We start from the raw sequence: 18503 nt of genomic DNA, 5'->3' as shown, positions 1-18503 counted from the left end.
GCGTTAAGTCAGAAGGTCTTTGTGTTAGGGCGGAAGATTCCTTCGTTAAGTCAGAAGTTGATGAAGTTAGGGAGGAACATCCCACCGTTAAGGAGGAAGCTTCTTGCGTTAGGGAAGAAGTATAAGTAACAACATAAAATCCCTTCCTGCAAGCAGGAAGGGATTTCTTAAAGAATATTAAGCTACATCTGTACTGTCCTCTTCCTCATTTCTTTTTGACCTGGAACCAAGGAAGAAAAGGATTGCTAAGATGATTAAAATAGCTGCGAAAACAACGCTATTCGCTTCAACGATGCGGATCAGATTACCAAGAACAATACCTACGACTCCGAAGTCAGCATCTCCGAAGGTTGTTCCCTGGAATCCGAGAGAGCCAAGTACAGGCAGCAACAGCGCTGGCAAGAAGCTGATGATTGCCCCATTGGCCATTGAACCGATGATTGCTCCCTTTCTTCCGCCGGTGGCGTTACCGAAGACTCCGGCAGCGGCACCTGTGAAGAAATGCGGTACCAGTCCAGGAACAATGACTTTTAATCCCAGCAAAGGCAGGAATAGCATGCTGACCAGGCCGGCAATAAAGCTGAAGAAGAAGCCGATGATAACCGCGTTTCCTGCGAATGGGAAAATCGCCGGGCAGTCCAGTGCAGGTTTGGCATTTGGAACAACCTTGTCAGCAATTCCTTTGAATGCGGGTACAATTTCACCAAGCAGCATACGCACACCAGCTAAAATGATGTAAACACCGGCAGCGAAGGTAAGGCCTTGCATAAAGGCGAAGACGAGAAAGTTCTGTCCGCCACTTAGTTCCCCTTCAACGAAGGCAGGTCCGGCAGCGCCTGCGACGACAAAGAAGAGGATGGCCATCGTCAAGGACACGGAAACTGACGTGTCTCTTAGAAAGCTGAGGGATTTCGGCACTTTAATTTCTTCGGTTGATTTAGAACCTTTACCGACAGCTTTCCCTACTAAAGCGGCAACCAGATAGCCGAATGATCCAAAATGTCCGATGGCAAAGTCGTCAGAACCCGTTACTTTACGGGTGAACGGCTGCAGCATAGCTGGGGATAACACCATCAGAGAACCAAGAATAATCGATCCCAGGATGATCATGGACGGCCCGGAAAATCCGCCTGTGATTAAAATGACAGCGATTAAACAGGCCATGAACATCGTATGGTGACCAGTCAGAAAGATATACTTAAAAGGACTGAAGCGGGCGAGGAGAATATTGACGACCATACCGAACAGCATAATCATTGCCGTCTCTGTACCGAAGCTTTCCTGTGCAAGGGCAACGATAGCTTCATTGTTTGGAATGACTCCGTCTACGGAAAAGGCTTCATTGAACATGCTGCTGAACTGACCCAGGGACTGGACGAGTACATTCGCCCCGGCCCCAAGAATCACAAAACCCATCACTGTTTTAAGTGTTCCGGAAACAACTTCCCCTGAGTCTTTGCGTTGCACAAGGAGTCCGATCAGCGCGAATAAGCCGACAAGTATGGCAGGGGTTCCTAAGATGTCCTTCATTATTAAATCAATCATGTGTAACGCTCCTTTGTTTTAGATTTAATTCCCGTCGTCTCTTACAAATTGTTTTCTAATGCTTCACGGAGCTCATTTTTATCCATCAGGTTTTTCAGTTTCACCACATTTTTATTTCCGTCTTCCAGGCTGCCTACAATATCCTCGGAACCTAAGAAGAGGTCCGCTTGTTCTGACTTTGCTGTCGTCAAGTCTGTGTGGGACACTTCCGCTTCTTTCCCCATTTCCTTCAATGCGGCTTTCACGTTCATTTCGACAATCATGCTGCTTCCTAAACCATTACCACATACTACTAATACTTTTTTCATTTCAAATTCCTCCTCGAATTTATTAAACTTCAACGGTATTGTTTACGATTTCAATCACATGCTTCGGGTCATTGGCTGCAATTAACTGCTCGACATTTTCATCATTGGATAACATTTCCGTGAGCTGAGCCAACGCTTTTAAGTGGGTTTGATTATCAATCGCCGCCAGGACGATGACTAGCTGGGCCCGGTGTTTTTCTTTGTCTGAAAAATAAACAGGATCTTTTAATCGCAGGAAACTCATCCCCAGTTTTTCAACCCCGGCTTCGGGACGCGCATGGGGTATCGCGATTCTAGGGGCAATGACGATATAAGGCCCCAATTCATTCACATTATCAATCATCGCCTGAATATACTCAGGTCGAATCGATTGCTGGTCGATCAAGGGTTGAGCAGCCGTTTCGATGGCCGTCTCCCAGCTGGATACATGATCTTTGAATTGTATCGTTTGTTCCGTTAATAATTCGTTGAGCATAGGCTTTCGCAGCTCCTTTGTCAGCGGGGTATTTTGTTCTAAAAGATGAACCAGTTCTCTTTTCAGGTCGTCTTTTTGATGAATCGTTGCATATCTTTCGATTACATCCATCAGCAGGTCCGTCGAATCCTTCTCTTGCTGTTTCGAATGAAAAAGATCATTCATCCGTCGCATAATCTGTTCCTTTTCAAGATTGGTCAAGATCGCTGGAACATGGATAACGGGAATGTCTTTTGCCTTAATATAATTGGTAGAAAAAATAACGTCTGCGTCAGGTTCGATCGATTGGTATTCCCTGGTGGACATGGTGGTGATCACATTCAAACCGACAATCAGATTTTCCAATTGGGTGCGTAGCATGTTGGATGTACCAATCCCGTTTTCACAAACAATGATTGCTCGGAACTTTGTTTCTACCTGTTTTTTCTCTTTTGTCAGCCACCCACCAAAGTGGAGTGTTATATAAGCCGTCTCTTCATCTGGGATTGTCTCTCCAACATAAAGCTCTAAATGCTTCATCACACGTTTCGTTAAGTGGAAGATATCCGGATAGTTTTCCTGAATACTTGCAGCTAAATCATTGGCGATTTTCACGCCGTACTTCAAACGGTAATACGTAGGCTTAATATGGGAAATCAGGTTTTCCTCAAGCCCTCCCTTATCATCAAACACGACACAGGAATACAATTGGAAGTCCGCTATCATCTCTCGAACCACATTCCGCAGTCCGGATAGTTCACGTTCCGTATAACGGCTGAAGTCATCATGCTGAACCTTAGAACCTAATAGATTCATAGTAATGAAGCAAATCTCATCATCGGGGAAGGAAACCTCCCATAAATCCTTGAGTTTATTTGTAATGAGCAGGGATGCCTGATAAGCTTCCGTTTGTTGAAGCACCTGTTTTTCTTCTTCTTGCACAACGATATACTTCTGTAATTGGATGCGCTTCATGATCATTAAAATTTGCAAAGAAAGAATCTCTACCATCTCATCGGTCAACGTCAACCCTAATGTTTGTTCCGCTTCATAAAGAAGATTTCTCACGGTGAGCCGTTGATCTGTCTCCTGGGACGATTCCTCGGTCCCCGGCTCGATCATTTGGTGAATCTCATTCCGGACATGCTGCCATTCCGGATGAGAAAAGATGACCGCCAGGATATCGGAAAGCATCTTTCTTTTTGCTTCCTCCCGACCACTTAATCGGTATCCGGAACCTTTCTGATAGTACAACTTCAGCCCAGCTTGTCTGAACTCGTCTTTAACGACTTTGAGAACTTTAGCGACAGTGCCTCGGCTCATGCTTGTCAAATCCATGAAGCTCTGCATCGAGGCATCCTGTTCTTCTAATAATATTTTCGCTTTAATGAGCACTTCTCGTTCTTCTTTCGATAATTGGTACTGCCAATCCTCAAACCCCACATCCTTTTGAAGGGTCAATTTCGATTTTGATGGCTCAGGCAGAAAAAGCCCTTCACCATGCTTGCTATCAATAGGTTCTAATTCCTGATCCTCTAACCAACTGTTGATCTGATCGAGATCATAATAAACCGTGCGTTGGGACACATTCATTTTTGCAACCAGATCTTTCGTCGGGATGGGATCAGTAGATTGTTGAATGATGGATAATAAGTGTGCACGTCTTTTATCCAATACCATGGGGATCCCCCTCACTCTAGTTTGTTACCCGGTAATTTTTGCAGAATTATACGGTTGTGATTTAGATGATCATCTTATGACCTTAGTATAACGGCTATTTCATGCTTTTGTAAGGGATTTCAGTGTGCAGAGTTTGTAAGTGGTGACTTTGCAAAATTGAACGGTAGTTTAAAAGGTTATGTATCAAGGCTTCCGCGCGAATTTTTATCCATATAAAGGAAATGCAGTTTAGGGAGATATCTGTAAGCAAATGGGGACTTTCACGGTGGATGTCATGGGCATCATGGGTGGATCATCATGGGTGGATGCTGTCTCTACTATTAATCAGCCCACTGCTCCGAGGTCAGCTTCTCTCGCGAAGTGATTGGAGAAACACACTTATCCACTAAATGAAGGGAACACTCTTTAGGGTTGTGACGGGTTGTGATGATAGTTTTCCTTAATGAAGATTGTTTTCTTTCGTAGATGCCTTACCTGTACAGGAAGAAATCCTTACTAATCATTTAAAATTGGCGTAATCCATAACTCGTGGATTACGCCATTTCTTTCTACTTTCCTTGGTATGAAATTAATTTCTATTTACTGGCTGGCCAGCACTTATTAATCTAATAATTCTGGCACGGTTACAAACTCATAACCTTCTGCACGTAATTCATCAATAATTTGCGGCAGCGCTTCAACGGTCTCAAAATTACCCTTTACATGGTAATTATGTTGCAGTACAATGACCCCTGGACTGGCATCCTTCTTGACTCTTTCCACAATTTCTTCTGCCGATATACCCATCCAGTCTTTGGAATCAGCAGTCCACATAATCGATTCGTATCCCTCTTTATTCAATAGTTCCAACTGCCATTCTTTTATTTCTCCAAATGGCGGTCGGAATAGATCTGTTTTCACCCCAGTAACTTCTTCGATAACCGCGTTGGTATTTTGAATATTCTCTTGCATTTCTTCTTTAGTAAGCTCTGATAAATGCGGGTGATCCCATGTATGGTTGCCTATCGCATGACCTTCTCTTTGAATCTTTTGAAGCTGAGCAGGATTCTCCCTTACCCGCTGACCCATGACAAAGAAAGTAGCCTTTACCCCTTTTTCTCTCAAAACTTTTAAGATTTGAGGCGTATAGGTATCTTCCGGCCCATCATCAAAGGTAAGCGCAATCTGTTTCTTATCGTCCTCCCCCATATAAACCATTTCTTTGGTTACGGGACCGGTTATTTGTTCTGGGTTTATAACCGGAACTGGACCTAATAATCTATCTTCTTCAGAAAAACCAAGGTTAATAGTAGTGAGGTCAGCTCCTTCTTTAAATTTCTCATTTGGAATTTCCAACCATTGACCAGTTTGGAGCGTTGTAGAAAGCAATTGATTATAATTAACGATCCTTTCTTGTGCCACCCCATATTTATCGGAGATTTTCTTAAGCGTATCGCCTTCTTCCACTTGATATGTATCCGCCATTACCGGTTTTCCAAACAGGGGAAGGCCCACAAAGACAATTACAAGCAGCAGTGTCACTTTATTTCCCATTTCCATCTCACAACCTTCGATTATTTTTTTACGCTATGTCACTGATGTGAAATTAATAGTATCGACATATCCGCTTTTTAAATCAAAATAAAACACCCCCATAATAGGGAGCGAAAAGTTATCTCAGGTAAAATATTAGCATATTAATGCAGCAAAACAATACAGTCGATTTATCTAAAAATTTTCATTGTTTATAGGACAACCTATTTACCAACTTACATCCTTTACCGTTTTTGAAGGGATTATAGGTAGTATTCCTTATCCTGTTCTGTCTTTTGACATCGATAAAGTTTTTAACAAAAGCGCCTGCTTCCCAACCAGTTAACGCTTTACTGTATCGGGGGACAGGCACTTTTTTGGATTTATATTTTGAGCTTTTATCCAATTATTGATCTGACCGAGCGTTCAAAATCACTCGTGCGTAGGAACACATGCCTTTTTGCAACCAGATTGGGTACGCCCAGGGGATGAAAGTGAAAACCCCTGCCCTTCTGCTAAATTGATGAATTACTTAAAAACTACCTCCTCAATCCTATAGTAATCCTCCATAAATAATGGTTGAAACAATCACGATAACCACCCCAATTACTGTTTCGTATGGTAGTGCCTTCAGTCGTTCTTTCATATCCATGAAGAAGCTATCCCGTGAAATATGGAAGAGTGGACCATGTGGTAAATGATCAAAAGCCACTGCCCCTGCATTGATCATCGTTGCACCAGCTAAAGCACTGACGCCATTCTCTAATAATACTTCTCCAAACACATTACTGGAGATTGCAGCTGAAGATGTTGCTGATGCTGTTGCTAATGCCATAAACGAACCCGATAGAGGTGCTATGGAAGAGATGGGTAAATCAAAAGTATTCAAGCCACTCATAATCATACGATTGAGTGAGGAATTCACGATAATGCCGGCTAAAGTACCCGTTGCAAGTATTAAAATGGAGATTCCAGACATTTTTTGGAGTCCGCTCGACATATAAGAATTTAAATCTGTGGTTTTTCTCATTACGACCGCACCAAAGACCCCCCCAGCTGGTAATGCAAGTAAAGAGTCAACTTTAATATCAACTAATGGCTGTAATGATAGCATAAGGATGGCAAACAATGGTCCTGAAATGGCTGCCAAAAAGGAAGGCTGCTTCATCTCATCTGTCTTTTCTTCTCTGATTTTATTGACCTTCGAACCTTTATCATTTATTTTTTTAGCAATGAAATATGTAAATGCCGCTCCGACGACAGCTGGTCCAACTCCAGCAAACATAACGCTGGTTAACGGTATGGAAAAGCTTTCAGCCGCTGCAATTGTATTCGGGTTAGGGGACATCACATTCCCTGCTCTCGCCCCACATACGACAGCGATTAAAACACTCAGCCGGGATACTTTGGTTCGTTTGGCTATCATTAAAGCTATCGGGGCGACTGTGATAACAGCTGCTGCTATAAAAACACCAACTGCTGTTAAAACTAACGTGGATACCGTAATAGCTAATAATGCTCTTGTTTCCCCCATTTTGGTGACGATAGTATTCGCAATGACGTTTGCTGCGCCAGATTCTATTAATACGCCAACTAACACTCCGGCTGCTAATATCCGTAATACTGCCGGTGTCAGTAATTGAGCACCCCCAATCATGAAGTCCAGGGTAGCCGCTAAGCTGAGTCCCCCAACGATTCCGCCAGCTAAAGCACCTGCCATCATTGCATATGGAGGGTTAATCCTTCTGAATATCAGGATAATCGTTAACGCCATTGCCACTAAAACACCTAACATACTAACCTCTGAATTGATTACCCTCACCACGCTTTCCTACTGTTTGATAGCATATTTTTGAAAATATAACATAGTTTCATTCAATATTCTACGATCTGTGATCAATTGGCTTGTTTAGCAGTAGACAAGGAGGTAGGAAAGAGGAAACAAACTATATGGATACCAATAAAGTCAGGAAGATAGATGAAACAAAAAAGTATCTACCCGAAGGGAATGCGCTCATTCCTCAAGGCAGACACTCTCTAAACTTCTTTCACCACTGATAATAATGAATAGAAAGGCGGACGGTTATAGCGTAATAGAAAAAACCACAGTTCGTCGTTTACCGACAAGCTGCGGCTTCCGTTTTAAAATCAGGCCGGGTAAATGTTATTTGTACGGCGACACATTCTCTCTGCGTAATTTTTTCACTTCAATAAAAACAAACGTAGTGGGGATTTTAATTTTTAAAGCCAGGGAATATAGTTTACCGGTTGGACAGTAATACTATATTGAGCCATGTTATTCATCAAACTATCAAACCCAAGAAATGAGAGCGACGTGATCATATACATTGCTTTGATGGTATTGAATTGGGAGAGTTCAATTACATACACAATCCGATCTGCCATTTCCCCTATCTGCTCCTGTGTCCAAAGGATGCGGTCTGCCATAAATCCGATTTGGTCTTCCGTATACAGGACACATTCAATGACTGTACGTAAGTATCCGCACCCAGTTGCCCCACGTAGACGATTGCATCGCTATATGCCATTTCTTTATCACCTCCGTATACCGTATGAGTGGGACATCAGTCAGGTGCTTACTTTTTTGCCAAAAAAGCAGCCGGCTTATCTAAACAACGAACTGCCCTTGTAGCACCTAGTGAGTACGTGCAAGCTGAACCTCATAAATCATACACTTGTAAAGGCTCTATCACACATTGTGAGATTTTTGTTACATCAGTATATCGTTGGGTTAGGGAGGAACATCGCTTCATTTAGGGCAGAATATCCACTCAAACAAAGTTGTTTTAGTATAAATTCAAATATCCTTAACAAGCTATATAAGGATGGTTCTATAAGGAGGAATATTCTTTGGATTTACATTTCATATGGAAATCTATTGTCATTGTCATAGGTGGGGTACTTATTTTGCGGTTAGCAGGAAGAAAATCAATTTCTCAGCTAACAGTTGCTCAGACTGTCATGATGATAGCAGTTGGTTCATTAATTATTCAACCTGTAGGCGATAGGAACATCTGGATTACTATGGTGGTTACATTTTTAATGGTACTTTCCCTAATTTTTATTGAGTATATCGTTTTGAAATATGATACGTTAGAAACTTTAATTTACGGAAAATCTCTTATCGTTATCGAAGATGGCGTAATTAATGAACAGAATTTAAAAAAGTTGCGCTTAACTGTTGATATGCTTGAAGTGCGATTAAGACAACAAAACATTCAAAATATCAGTGATTTACAATGGGCAACAATAGAATCAAATGGTCAGTTAGGATATATGTTAAAACCTGATATGCAATATTCTACTAAGAAAGATATTCAAATGCTGATGTCGATGATTCAAGCGAATCAGTCTACTTCCCCCTTACAAACAGCAGTAACGCAATCAGATGATTCAGATAATATTTTCAAAGAAGTTAAAAATGAAAACCATATGGAAGAACCTCCAGAAGGTTTACAATGAGGTATGCAAATGAATATAAATCTTAAATATAAAAACTTTTTTATAGTTCTTGGTCAATGGATATTTTTCGGAGGCCTGATTGGTATTGTTGTGGGATCGGTAACGGCTTTCTTATTAGAGACTAACGATTTTTTAGGAGAGGTACGAGAAGAAAGCGGGTGGCTCATTCTCCTTCTTCCTTTAGGAGGAATTGTCGTAGGGTACATATATATGAACTATGGGAAGGTATATTTAAATAACACCCTGCATGACGCTGCTGAATTAAATAATTTAGTGATAGATGGAGTTCATGGCAAGAAAAAGGTCCTGATGAGAATGGGGCCTATCGTCTATTTGGGAACATTTATAACCGTCTTATTTGGAGGTTCAACAGGAAGAGAAGGTGCCGCTGTCCAAATGGGTGGCAGCGTAGCTGAAGCAGTAAACAAGTTCTTCAAAGCAAACAAATCAAACACTAAAATTTTTCTTATGAGTGGCATAAGTGCCGGGTTTGGTGCAGCGTTTGGAGCACCGATCGCAGGGGCTGTTTTCGGGATGGAAATGGCCACTTTAGGGAAGATGAAATTCGAAGCACTCATTCCTTGCCTTGTGGCTAGCTTTGTTGGCTACTATATGACAACAGCTGCTTGGAAAGTTGAACACACAGAATTCATTATCCACACTGTACCAGAAGCATCTATGATAACATTTGCAAAAGTTATACTTGTATCTGTTATTTTCAGCCTTTTAAGTATTTCATACTGTCAATTAAGGCATGGAATACAAAAAACTTCTGAGAAAATATTTAAGAAAAACCATATGAAGAGAGCCTTTGTTGGGGGACTTATCATTGTAGTATTAACTTTAATAGTAAGTTCACAAGACTACAATGGTCGAGGATTGGATATGCTTGAACAATCTTTTAAAGAAGACGTTCCTCCCTTTGCCTTCCTGGCAAAACTGGTATTCACAGCCGTTACGCTTGGGACTGGCTTCGTTGGTGGAGAAGCCATACCGTTATTTTTCATGGGGGCAACATTAGGCAACACCTTACACACATTCATGGATTTCCCTATGTCCTTTCTCGCTGGTTTAGGAATGATTGCTGCCTTCAGTGGCGGTGCTAATACCCCCATTGCAGCTTTCCTATTGGCAATGGAGATGTTTGATGGAAAAGGGTTAGAGTACTTTTTTGTTGCTTGTCTAGTCAGTTTTATATTTTCAGGTCATCATGGACTGTGGCCATCTCAAAAAATCTATGGACCTAAAAGCAGTTTGTATAACATCGCCAATGGAGAAACCATTGACCAGGCTGAAAAGAAGAAAAAATCTAATGTTTAGTAAGTAAATTCATAGAGCTAATGCCCAGGTGAACATAAATATTTTTTTAAAAAAGTGCCTGATCCCCATTGTAGTAAAGCGTTAGCAAAGGGGCAGGCACTCTTGTTACTCAATAATACGGATACGGGTAATATGGATAATAAGGATACGGATATGGAGCAATATAAGGCAGCAGGGCCAATGCTGCTAAAGAAGCAATTGGGAAATTACGACGTCTAAAGCGCCGGAACCTTCTCCTTGGCCGGTAATAGCCACCGTAGAATTGCCGGTTATCCTCATCATTTTCCCGCTCCATTACATCTTCACCGGCTAATATACTAACGTTATCCGAGCCTACATCCAGAATGATTCCATCAAACGAACTTCCGTCTTTCATTGTAATAATGACATGATAATTCATGTGCCTCCTGCATTGATCATGCATGTTCCTGGTATCTTCATTTTGAGGGTGATACTCATAATCTTCCGTACTCATTTTCCTTCCCCCTTTCAGATAAATGGTATTCATCTGAAAAGAGAAAATTACACTTTTAGAAAAAACACATTAAACTTTGCCAGGAAACGGAAAGATGTCCGTTCGTTCCTTATGATGAAATTATTGTACAGATAAATCCAATTCTCATTAGGGTTGATTCTCTGGTGATTGACCTACATCCCACAATTCAACAATTTCATCTGATGGATTGTTTGTACTTGTCCCTGCTGACTTCCCCGTTTCTCTCTAATATAACCAACATGCGCCACGCGACTTCCGCATAAGAATTAGACAGGATCACACGGTTTTACCTCTCTTTGAATACAGCCTGACAGGCAAGCCGATAACCATCATTTGTTTTTTCCCTCAGCTTTTTTTGCTCTCTGTCATTTACAGAAGTAATCAAAGTATCCCCTTTCAACACTTTTATCTGACATTTTCCGCACGTTCCTTTTTTACATTTATAAGCAAGGTTAATTTTTTGGTTTAAAGCGGAGTCTAACACGGTAACGTTATGTACAGGGTTTACTTTATAATTCGATCCATGCTGCTCTATCTCCAGTTGTTTTTTTGCTGGTTGAAAAGGGGCTGACTTGCTTTTCTCTTTCTGATTAAAATTCGCTGTATTCGCTGTACTGCCTGGCTTTAAAGAACTGATCGTCAACTTTTTTATCACTTGGATCACCTTTCTGTGCATAATAATCGTCAACTTGATGCAAAAATGTTCTTGACCCCCCATTTATTATCACTTACAATGATGATAATGAGAATCGTTATCACTAATGTTTCTGAAAAGGAGAGGTATCATGATGGAAAGTCAGATAAACGGATTTGAAGATATGCATACCATCCTTGCGAACGAAAGAAAAGTCGGTGGAGTCATTGAAAGCGATTACCTCCGCCTTTCAACTGGAGAAGAATATAATAATATCGTCATCACAAAGGTCGAATTATTAGGATCTGCTCTCTGTTCTATTGGATGCGTTACCGAAGAAGGTCAGCTGTTAATCGTAAATGCTAAAGAAGTCAGCCTCATCCATCAGCCTAGACATAAACGAATTCATGAATTACGTAATCAATTATTCAAACATACAAAGATGCAACAAAAATTAAAATATTTAAAACGCCTGTTTGAATTGAATGACGGAAGCTATAACCCTCTTTTCCGTGAGGAAGCCTTATTGGTCATAAAAGATATCGGCCTGAAAAATGTGAAGAAAGAAATAGACGTCAGTGGCGTTTATCCAAAAGAAAAGGTTTATACTATTGCCTAACTCGACATCACAAATATGCATAACAAGGTCAGGACCCTTCACGAGTCCTGACCTTGTTATATTTAACTCTATTCTTCAGGAGATTCGAGCGTACATATGGCGGTAGGACGCTTTATTCTCAAAACAATCGCTTCATATACCCGGAATAAATAGTTCATATTTTCTTCATCCAGAAAAGATGTATCAAAGTCACTGGCTATCGCAAGATCAATATTTTGCTTACCTGCATCGACTACAACTCCACGGCTTCCCCTGATCATTGGGGATTGGAATACGCCGGCAGTCATCAGTTCGCGCACATGATCAATTTCTAACACGTGGGTATCCTGGTGAACCCGATGGATTAATGCGTATAGTTCCGGGGAAAGTACCAAAGCAAATGGACCAGTATGTCCCATTTTCAACAGTTTGTTTCTTGCCTCTACCACATCGCCAAAAGCATTCCCTGATTTCATCCAATCATTGCGGATGTGGGAAAGCTTCCCTTTTATGTTCATGATACCTTTCAGATCAAATTCTTTGGAACCGTTAAAAATCAGATCATCTTCTACAAGCGCACATTGCTGCGCAGCATTAGCAGAAGCTGAAAAATCAATCGGGCTGCCAAGGGTTTTGGCTTGTTGTATATCTCTCCAGTAAAGGATAAAATCTTTATACAACAATGGCACTGTGAGATTGACACGGCGTGCTGGGTTGGAAAGCTCAGAATCCTGCCCTTGCAGGCTGATTCCACCGCGTCCCGGCGCTTCATAAATATCTGTCGGAACCGACTGGACTCCTTCTCCTAATGGGCCATAAATATCAATAAATCGTCTGCCGACCAGCTGTTTTTTTGCGTGTTCGAACACGGTCTGGTCCAATTCGTTCCATTCCTCATTACTTAACGGCGAGTCTGAAAAAATTGTTGTTTTATCCATCATTCGACCTCCTTATGATTGCTGCTTTAAACTTCCAACGGTCAGCCTCTTTCTTGTCATATTCCTTTTTGGTTCTTCTCTTTTTTCATCTTGCTTGTCTGGTCGGGAATAAGCTTCAACTTTTAAACTTTTATCAATATCCTCTTTTTCATCCGTAGGAACTGAAGCTTGATAGTCAACCGTCTTGAATTCTTCATTCAATTGTTCCAGAAGCTGCTTGGACTGCTGGTAATCTTCCGCAGTCATATCACGTAATTTCTGAATCGGTTGTTCAAATTCTGTACCTTTAAAGGTGTATAAAGAAAGGTCTAAATGCTCCAGGAAGTTATGTAATCCGAACTTCTCCAGACTGATGTCTTGCAGCAGATACACCAACTCCCTATTATCCGGTGAAACACTTGCTTCAGTAGCATTAATTTCATTCAATTGAGGCAGAAGCAGATCCAGACGGTCTGAACGATGGTCTTCTTCCTCATAAATATGATGCCAATACAGGCGCTCGTGCTCATCCTCAGCCTTCTCGATCACTGGAGTAATGATATCTTTAAACTCGTTTAAAGCTCCGTGAGTTCTTTTGAAAATTTCTTCCAATTGTAAAAAAGACGACGCCATAAACACACCTCCTATTGTCATCATTGTAACCGATTTCATTCATCCTGAACAAGTAAACGACAGGTGCTCCGAATGAAACGGTCTTCTTTGCGGAAAACAAAAGAACGAAAACCATACTCCTCACTATTATAGAAAGTGCCTGACCATTTCCCGAGTATGACGTAGCTGAAAGGTCAGGCAATTTTTATTTCTATGCCATATTAGATGGATATTAGTTAGGTCAGTATATCATTGAGTTAAGACAGTTAGATTCCTCGTTAGGGAGGTATCTTGCTGTGTAGAGGGAATATCGTGGAGATCCTGATGAGTACCAAGCTGACATTACGTGAGGCAGGTGATCTTAAATTTGCCTCTTAGATCTGTAACTGTGCGAGTTTAGCCAATAATCGTGCGACCTTGGGCTGTAATTGTGCAAGTTCTACCGGCATTCGAGCGCCCACACTTAAAAAAATAATCAAAAAACGAAAAAAGTGTCTACCCAAAGGACCAGCTTTACCTCAAGGCAGACACTCTCTATATTGTATTCACCCATTTTACTGCAATGACTTGCGTGCCAAGATCTGGCGAAGAATCTATTTTAAACTCATCCATCATTTTCTTTGTTCCAGGCAGACCGGCACCGAGACTTCCGGAACTGGAATAGCCCACCGTCAAAGCTTCCCTTATGTTTCTAATTCCAGGACCTTTATCTACTGCTGTAATTCTTAGTCCTTTTTTATGTGAAGACTGGACCACTTCCAACTTAATCCAGCCATCTTCTGCATATCGATAGATGTTCCTGGCAAGCTCAGAAACAGCAGTAATGACTCTAGTTTTGCTGAGCGTAGAAAAACCAAGCCTTTCTGAAAATTCCCTGCCCATTTTCCTGCCAAGGACAATATCATCTTCACACGTGATAGGAATGACGATAGAATTTTCCATCAACAGACTCCCCTTCATAAAGCGTTCGCTTACATTGGTTCCCTGTAAAGTTCTTTAAAAAAAGCCAAAAGAAGACAAGGTACCTTCTTTTGGCTTATGACCAGTTCTATCGCCTAGTACATTACTGCCGAATATATTTAAACTCATATTTTTAATACCCAAATATTTATATTATCCATATTTACACCATTCGTCAATAGATTAATAATGCCCTGCAAAAATTGAAAATTGTTTAATAGTAATCTGGTGTTTTTTAATAGTCGATGGAGGGTAGTGAATATAATAAAACAATTTACATAGAACCCTGGAAATATTACAATAAAATTACAGGAAAGGAGATATGATGCTTCTTTCTTGAAAAAGGATGACAGTAAAATGGAAGTGAAAGCACAGCAGAAAAAGCTTGCCAATAATTTCGGCAAGTTGCTGCGGGATAAATTCGGTAAAGGACCGGAAGCCATCCATGTAACGGTATCCTCTCCCTTTGTCCTTTTTTATATATGTGGTTTTGTTTCCCAAATGGAACAGGTACTACTGGAGCAAGGACAGGATATTACGGTAAAAACAACAAGGGAATATCTGATGAAAGCCTTGACCCCAGAACTGTGCGGGCAAATTGAAGCGATTACCGATATGGATATCCAACACTTTTTTTATGATTGGAATCTGGCGAATCAATCCGGGATAATCGTTGGTGCAAGTCCTGCCATTCCAGACAGAGGTCCGGAAAAAAGTTCCGCTTATGAAGGAAAATCAGAAGTACACAAAGAAATTATCCATATCAGTGAACAGACAGAAAAAGTACCGGATCGTATAGAGTCCTATATGCTCAGTTCACGTGCCTTGATTGTTATCCGTGAAGGAATAATCGTTCCAATTGAAAAACAATTAATTGCGCTTGGATTTGATGAAAAATTGCGAGTGGCCAAAAGACAGCTGGAAGGTGAAATGCTGAGTAAAAGTACCCATTTTTCCAGCGTCCTTGATGCGGAAATCCAGGATGTGTTTGTCGACTGGGATTTTGAACTCGATAAAAGCATTATAACTTTTATAATAAAACCTAAGCATAACATGTAGGCAGTAATGAACTGGAAACAATGTGCCAGTCATAAGCCGAAGAGAACAGGCTACCCCTGTTCTTTTCGGCTTTTTTATTTTTATGGGCGATGGAAAGTCTAATTGGCTAACATGAAAACTTTTCATCCTATGGGAAAGGATTTTAAAATGATAAATAAAATAGAATTGAAACTCTTTATGAAAGAGCTCCAACGGCTGGAAGAAGATTATCAAAAAAATGAAAGTGAATTTCTAAAAGAAGAAATTATGAACGATATGGAACTACTGAAGAATGTCATTAACGCCGCTAAAGTAAACAACGACTAAGGGATACAAATACCGGTCTTCATCCAACATGCCTGCCCCACTGCAGTAAATTTTTCATCAGCAGTGGACAGGCAGCCCATTTTAGTTAAGTCAGAACTTTATCGCGTTAGGGAAGAAGTTTCCTTCGTTAGGGAGGAACCTATGTGAGTTAGGTCGGAACATCCTGGCGTTAAGGCAGAACATCGCCTGGTCAGGAAAGAACATCCATCTATGTAGCTATTATGTGCCTGCCCCCTGAAGTAAATGTTAATCAACGAGGGGGGCAGGCAACTGGTATCGTATCCTAATTGTTAGGATGATAAAAATCATATATATAAAATAAGATAGCAACTAGAAAGATTCCTTCAAACTTTCCAATCTTGTTAATCTTAATCCATTACCAGTCCGCCATCTACAACAAGATTCTGACCGGTGACCGCTCTTGCCCAGGGCGACGCAAAAAACAATACAGTATCAGCCAGGTCCTGGGGACTAGTCGCCCTCTGGAGCGGTGTCACCAGTTCAATCATTCCGAATACTTCCTCTGTCGTCACACTACTGGCATCTGTTTCTTTTAATAAACCGCCGGACACCATGTTGACGGTTATCCCATACTGCCCTAATTCTTTTGCCATATTCCGGGTGAAACCCAGTAAAGCGGCCTTCCCGGTTGTATACTCATGATAAGCTACTACAGGGTTTTGCAGGAGGTTGGTACCGATGTTGATGATTCGCCCAAACCCAAGCTCCTTCATATAATCCAGACTGGACTGTACTGCGTTCAAAGCTCCCTTAATTGTTCCTTCAAATTGAGTCTGAAAGTCGTCCCACTCTAACTCTGCTGCATTCTTCTGGGAAACAGGATCAAAACGAAAATCTACCAGGGCATTATTAATAACGGTTGATAACGGTGTACCAAAATGACTTACAGCACGATCAACCATTTCGTCGACTTGATTCTTGTCCCTGATATCTGCTCTAACAGCGATCGCGTTACCCCCTAAGCGTTCAACGAGCTCTTCCGCTTTCTGTTTACTTTTAAAATAGTTAACAATGACATTTGCCCCTTCATTTGCAAACGCTTCCGCTATTGCAGCGCCTAATCCTCTGCTTGCTCCTGTAATCAGAACGGTCTGTTTATTTAGTTGCATGTCTAACCCTCCATATTTTTCGGGGCTTATATAAAAAAACAACCAGACCCACACACAGGACCTGGTTGTAGTAGATGACATACATAAACTACTTGCCTACGCTGGTATGATCCAGATCAGGTCCTGAGGGTCAAAAAGTGTCTTTGCTTTTTTCTCAGCCTGCTAAACTGGCTCCCCTAGTAGATTTTAATTTTATTATCTTTCCATATCCATTGTAATATTTAGTTCTATGTTCCATCAAATCCAATAAATGGAATAATAGATTCTCTTCCTGTCTTTTAATTAATAAATCTTCCATTTGCAATGATTCCAGCAGTGACATAAGATTCTTCAACGAAGGAAGCTTCAATAAGTCGAATCCCCTTCACCATTGGTGGCCTTCGATGCGCCTTGTTTCATTTTTCATTCAGCTGGATATAGTCCTATATCAATGAAACAAGAGGAGGAATAATGATGAAATCACTTGATCAGGCATTACAACATAAAATTGGCTTAGGCACAGCGCCTTTAGGAAACATGTTCCGGGACGTTCCGAAAGAGGAAGCTCGGGAAACGATCCAGAACGCCTGGGATCAAGGGGTACGCTACTTTGATACCGCTCCTTTCTACGGAGCTGGTTTAGCAGAGATGCGCCTTGGTGAGGTGTTATCCAACTATGATCGTGATGACTATGTGTTAAGTACCAAAGTAGGCCGTTATATGACCGATGAAAAAGAAGAAAAAGAGGGTTTATTCGAGGATGCCCGTGATAATAAAGTTATTACGGATTATACGGAAGATGCAACGAAGCGGTCGATCGAGCAAAGCCTGGAGCGGTTAAAAACTGATCGGCTGGACTTTGTATTTGTGCATGATGTCTCCCCTGATTTTCACGGGGATCAATGGACTGAAAAATTCGAAGAGGCTAGAAAAGGAGCGTTTCGAGTATTGACGCAGCTCCGCGAAGAAGGGGTCATCCGTTCCTGGGGACTTGGCGTCAATACGACCGAACCGATTGAACTTGCCATGGAACTGGAGGAAACACAACCGGACATGTGCTTGTCTGCAACCCAATACACCCTTCTGCAGCATGAGAAGGCTTTACAGCGCATGATGAAAAAGGCGGAAGAAAAGAATGTAGATATAGTCGTAGGCAGCCCATATAATAGCGGTGTGCTGCTCGGCGGAGACCATTATAATTATGAAAAAGCTCCCCAAGAGATTATTGAACATGTCAACAAACTGAAGGAAATTGGACAACAATACGATGTCCCGTTAAAAGCAGCAGCCCTGCAATTTTCTACCTCCCACCCTGCCGTAAGAGCCGTGATTCCAGGCTCCACGCGGCCAGACCGAATCAAAGAAGATATTGAAATGATCCAACGGGAGATTCCGAAGGAATTCTGGGAAACGTTAGTAGACAAGGGCTTCGTTTCGCCTGAAGCCCCGCTGCCTAACAAGTAATGTATATTAATGAACGAAAGAATGCTCGGAGTTTATCCTCCGAGCA

At 41.3% G+C, this 18503-nt stretch carries 18 protein-coding genes and 1 riboswitch; of the genes, 6 read left to right on the top strand and 12 right to left on the bottom strand.

All coding sequences use genetic code 11. The annotated features are described in order from the left end of the window. Positions 1–177: 177 nt before the first annotated feature. The 6 genes from BLV00_RS00875 to BLV00_RS21620 all read right to left on the bottom strand — a co-directional run bounded on the left by BLV00_RS00875 (position 178) and on the right by BLV00_RS21620 (position 7947). The gene (locus BLV00_RS00875) at positions 178–1545 is read right to left on the bottom strand and encodes a PTS ascorbate transporter subunit IIC (RefSeq protein ID WP_093041234.1); all 1368 of its coding nucleotides are present in this window, start codon (positions 1543–1545) and stop codon (positions 178–180) included. A 41-nt stretch (positions 1546–1586) separates the two neighbouring features. Then, positions 1587–1853 (bottom strand): PTS sugar transporter subunit IIB, encoded by a 267-nt coding sequence (locus BLV00_RS00870; protein WP_035550936.1) that lies wholly within the window; start codon positions 1851–1853, stop codon positions 1587–1589. A 22-nt stretch (positions 1854–1875) separates the two neighbouring features. Continuing rightward, a complete protein-coding gene (locus BLV00_RS00865; RefSeq protein ID WP_093041232.1) occupies positions 1876–3987 on the bottom strand; it encodes a BglG family transcription antiterminator in 2112 nt (703 codons plus the stop codon). Between the two features lie 600 nt (positions 3988–4587). Then, positions 4588–5526, bottom strand: a complete 939-nt coding sequence (locus BLV00_RS00860; RefSeq protein WP_093041230.1) for a polysaccharide deacetylase family protein — start codon at positions 5524–5526, stop codon at positions 4588–4590. A gap of 526 nt (positions 5527–6052) precedes the next feature. Continuing rightward, entirely contained in the window at positions 6053–7312 is a 1260-nt protein-coding gene (locus BLV00_RS00855; RefSeq protein ID WP_218131876.1) for a GntP family permease, read from the bottom strand. Between the two features lie 428 nt (positions 7313–7740). After that, on the bottom strand, positions 7741–7947 hold the full coding sequence (locus BLV00_RS21620; RefSeq protein ID WP_143030657.1) for a hypothetical protein: 207 nt from the start codon (positions 7945–7947) through the stop codon (positions 7741–7743). Between the two features lie 423 nt (positions 7948–8370). Here BLV00_RS21620 and BLV00_RS00850 point away from each other — a divergent pair, with 423 nt between their 5' ends. Next, positions 8371–8982: a DUF421 domain-containing protein gene (locus BLV00_RS00850; RefSeq protein WP_093041225.1), complete on the top strand. Its 612-nt coding sequence runs from the start codon at positions 8371–8373 to the stop codon at positions 8980–8982. A gap of 9 nt (positions 8983–8991) precedes the next feature. Then, complete coding sequence (locus BLV00_RS00845) at positions 8992–10302, top strand: chloride channel protein (protein ID WP_093041223.1); 1311 nt, start codon at positions 8992–8994, stop codon at positions 10300–10302. A gap of 109 nt (positions 10303–10411) precedes the next feature. Here BLV00_RS00845 and BLV00_RS00840 read toward each other — a convergent pair whose 3' ends face one another. Both BLV00_RS00840 and BLV00_RS00835 read right to left on the bottom strand, forming a co-directional pair. Beyond that, positions 10412–10777 carry a hypothetical protein gene (locus BLV00_RS00840; protein ID WP_093041220.1) on the bottom strand — a complete coding sequence of 122 codons (366 nt, stop codon included), beginning with the start codon at positions 10775–10777 and terminating at the stop codon, positions 10412–10414. 307 nt (positions 10778–11084) lie between these two features. Beyond that, entirely contained in the window at positions 11085–11516 is a 432-nt protein-coding gene (locus BLV00_RS00835) for a 2Fe-2S iron-sulfur cluster-binding protein (RefSeq protein WP_093041216.1), read from the bottom strand. A gap of 70 nt (positions 11517–11586) precedes the next feature. On the opposite strand from BLV00_RS00835, the gene BLV00_RS00830 reads away from it, so the two are divergent. Next, a complete protein-coding gene (locus BLV00_RS00830; RefSeq protein ID WP_093041937.1) occupies positions 11587–12051 on the top strand; it encodes a hypothetical protein in 465 nt (154 codons plus the stop codon). Positions 12052–12119: 68 nt separating this feature from the next. On the opposite strand, the gene BLV00_RS00825 is transcribed toward BLV00_RS00830, so the two are convergent. The 3 genes from BLV00_RS00825 to BLV00_RS00815 all read right to left on the bottom strand — a co-directional run bounded on the left by BLV00_RS00825 (position 12120) and on the right by BLV00_RS00815 (position 14501). After that, positions 12120–12968, bottom strand: coding sequence for a family 1 encapsulin nanocompartment shell protein (locus BLV00_RS00825; protein ID WP_093041212.1), 849 nt, complete (start codon positions 12966–12968; stop codon positions 12120–12122). Between the two features lie 12 nt (positions 12969–12980). Then, positions 12981–13580, bottom strand: coding sequence for an IMEF encapsulin system ferritin-like cargo protein (locus BLV00_RS00820; protein ID WP_093041210.1), 600 nt, complete (start codon positions 13578–13580; stop codon positions 12981–12983). A 513-nt stretch (positions 13581–14093) separates the two neighbouring features. Continuing rightward, the gene (locus BLV00_RS00815; protein WP_093041207.1) at positions 14094–14501 is read right to left on the bottom strand and encodes an anti-sigma regulatory factor; all 408 of its coding nucleotides are present in this window, start codon (positions 14499–14501) and stop codon (positions 14094–14096) included. A 375-nt stretch (positions 14502–14876) separates the two neighbouring features. Between BLV00_RS00815 and BLV00_RS00810 the strand changes: the two genes are divergently transcribed. Both BLV00_RS00810 and BLV00_RS21785 read left to right on the top strand, forming a co-directional pair. Further along, positions 14877–15578: a Na-translocating system protein MpsC family protein gene (locus BLV00_RS00810; protein WP_093041205.1), complete on the top strand. Its 702-nt coding sequence runs from the start codon at positions 14877–14879 to the stop codon at positions 15576–15578. Between the two features lie 147 nt (positions 15579–15725). Then, on the top strand, positions 15726–15884 hold the full coding sequence (locus BLV00_RS21785; RefSeq protein ID WP_176791273.1) for a hypothetical protein: 159 nt from the start codon (positions 15726–15728) through the stop codon (positions 15882–15884). Between the two features lie 368 nt (positions 15885–16252). Here the strand turns inward: BLV00_RS21785 and BLV00_RS00800 are convergent, their stop codons facing one another. Beyond that, positions 16253–17014, bottom strand: a complete 762-nt coding sequence (locus BLV00_RS00800; RefSeq protein ID WP_093041201.1) for a 3-oxoacyl-ACP reductase — start codon at positions 17012–17014, stop codon at positions 16253–16255. 76 nt (positions 17015–17090) lie between these two features. Further along, a riboswitch (TPP riboswitch) is annotated at positions 17091–17202 on the bottom strand. Between the two features lie 265 nt (positions 17203–17467). On the opposite strand from BLV00_RS00800, the gene BLV00_RS00795 reads away from it, so the two are divergent. Beyond that, the gene (locus tag BLV00_RS00795) at positions 17468–18457 is read left to right on the top strand and encodes an aldo/keto reductase (protein ID WP_093041200.1); all 990 of its coding nucleotides are present in this window, start codon (positions 17468–17470) and stop codon (positions 18455–18457) included. Positions 18458–18503: the final 46 nt, after the last annotated feature.

It is taken from the genome of Thalassobacillus cyri, assembly GCF_900107755.1.
In the GTDB taxonomy this organism is placed as follows: Bacteria; Bacillota; Bacilli; order Bacillales; family Halobacillaceae; genus Thalassobacillus; species Thalassobacillus cyri.
This window is presented reverse-complemented; position numbering and strand designations above follow the sequence as displayed.

Bases quoted from the DNA above. Each gene is read 5' to 3' on its own strand.
- BLV00_RS00875 (WP_093041234.1), bottom strand. From the start codon at position 1,545: ATGATTGATTTAATAATGAAGGACATCTTAGGAACCCCTGCCATACTT.
- BLV00_RS00870 (WP_035550936.1), bottom strand. From the start codon at position 1,853: ATGAAAAAAGTATTAGTAGTATGTGGTAATGGTTTAGGAAGCAGCATG.
- BLV00_RS00865 (WP_093041232.1), bottom strand. From the start codon at position 3,987: ATGGTATTGGATAAAAGACGTGCACACTTATTATCCATCATTCAACAA.
- BLV00_RS00860 (WP_093041230.1), bottom strand. From the start codon at position 5,526: ATGGAAATGGGAAATAAAGTGACACTGCTGCTTGTAATTGTCTTTGTG.
- BLV00_RS21620 (WP_143030657.1), bottom strand. From the start codon at position 7,947: ATGGCAGACCGCATCCTTTGGACACAGGAGCAGATAGGGGAAATGGCA.
- BLV00_RS00845 (WP_093041223.1), top strand. From the start codon at position 8,992: ATGAATATAAATCTTAAATATAAAAACTTTTTTATAGTTCTTGGTCAA.
- BLV00_RS00840 (WP_093041220.1), bottom strand. From the start codon at position 10,777: ATGAGTACGGAAGATTATGAGTATCACCCTCAAAATGAAGATACCAGG.
- BLV00_RS00835 (WP_093041216.1), bottom strand. From the start codon at position 11,516: ATGGGGGGTCAAGAACATTTTTGCATCAAGTTGACGATTATTATGCAC.
- BLV00_RS00830 (WP_093041937.1), top strand. From the start codon at position 11,587: ATGGAAAGTCAGATAAACGGATTTGAAGATATGCATACCATCCTTGCG.
- BLV00_RS00825 (WP_093041212.1), bottom strand. From the start codon at position 12,968: ATGGATAAAACAACAATTTTTTCAGACTCGCCGTTAAGTAATGAGGAA.
- BLV00_RS00820 (WP_093041210.1), bottom strand. From the start codon at position 13,580: ATGGCGTCGTCTTTTTTACAATTGGAAGAAATTTTCAAAAGAACTCAC.
- BLV00_RS00815 (WP_093041207.1), bottom strand. From the start codon at position 14,501: ATGGAAAATTCTATCGTCATTCCTATCACGTGTGAAGATGATATTGTC.
- BLV00_RS00810 (WP_093041205.1), top strand. From the start codon at position 14,877: ATGGAAGTGAAAGCACAGCAGAAAAAGCTTGCCAATAATTTCGGCAAG.
- BLV00_RS21785 (WP_176791273.1), top strand. From the start codon at position 15,726: ATGATAAATAAAATAGAATTGAAACTCTTTATGAAAGAGCTCCAACGG.
- BLV00_RS00800 (WP_093041201.1), bottom strand. From the start codon at position 17,014: ATGCAACTAAATAAACAGACCGTTCTGATTACAGGAGCAAGCAGAGGA.
- BLV00_RS00795 (WP_093041200.1), top strand. From the start codon at position 17,468: ATGAAATCACTTGATCAGGCATTACAACATAAAATTGGCTTAGGCACA.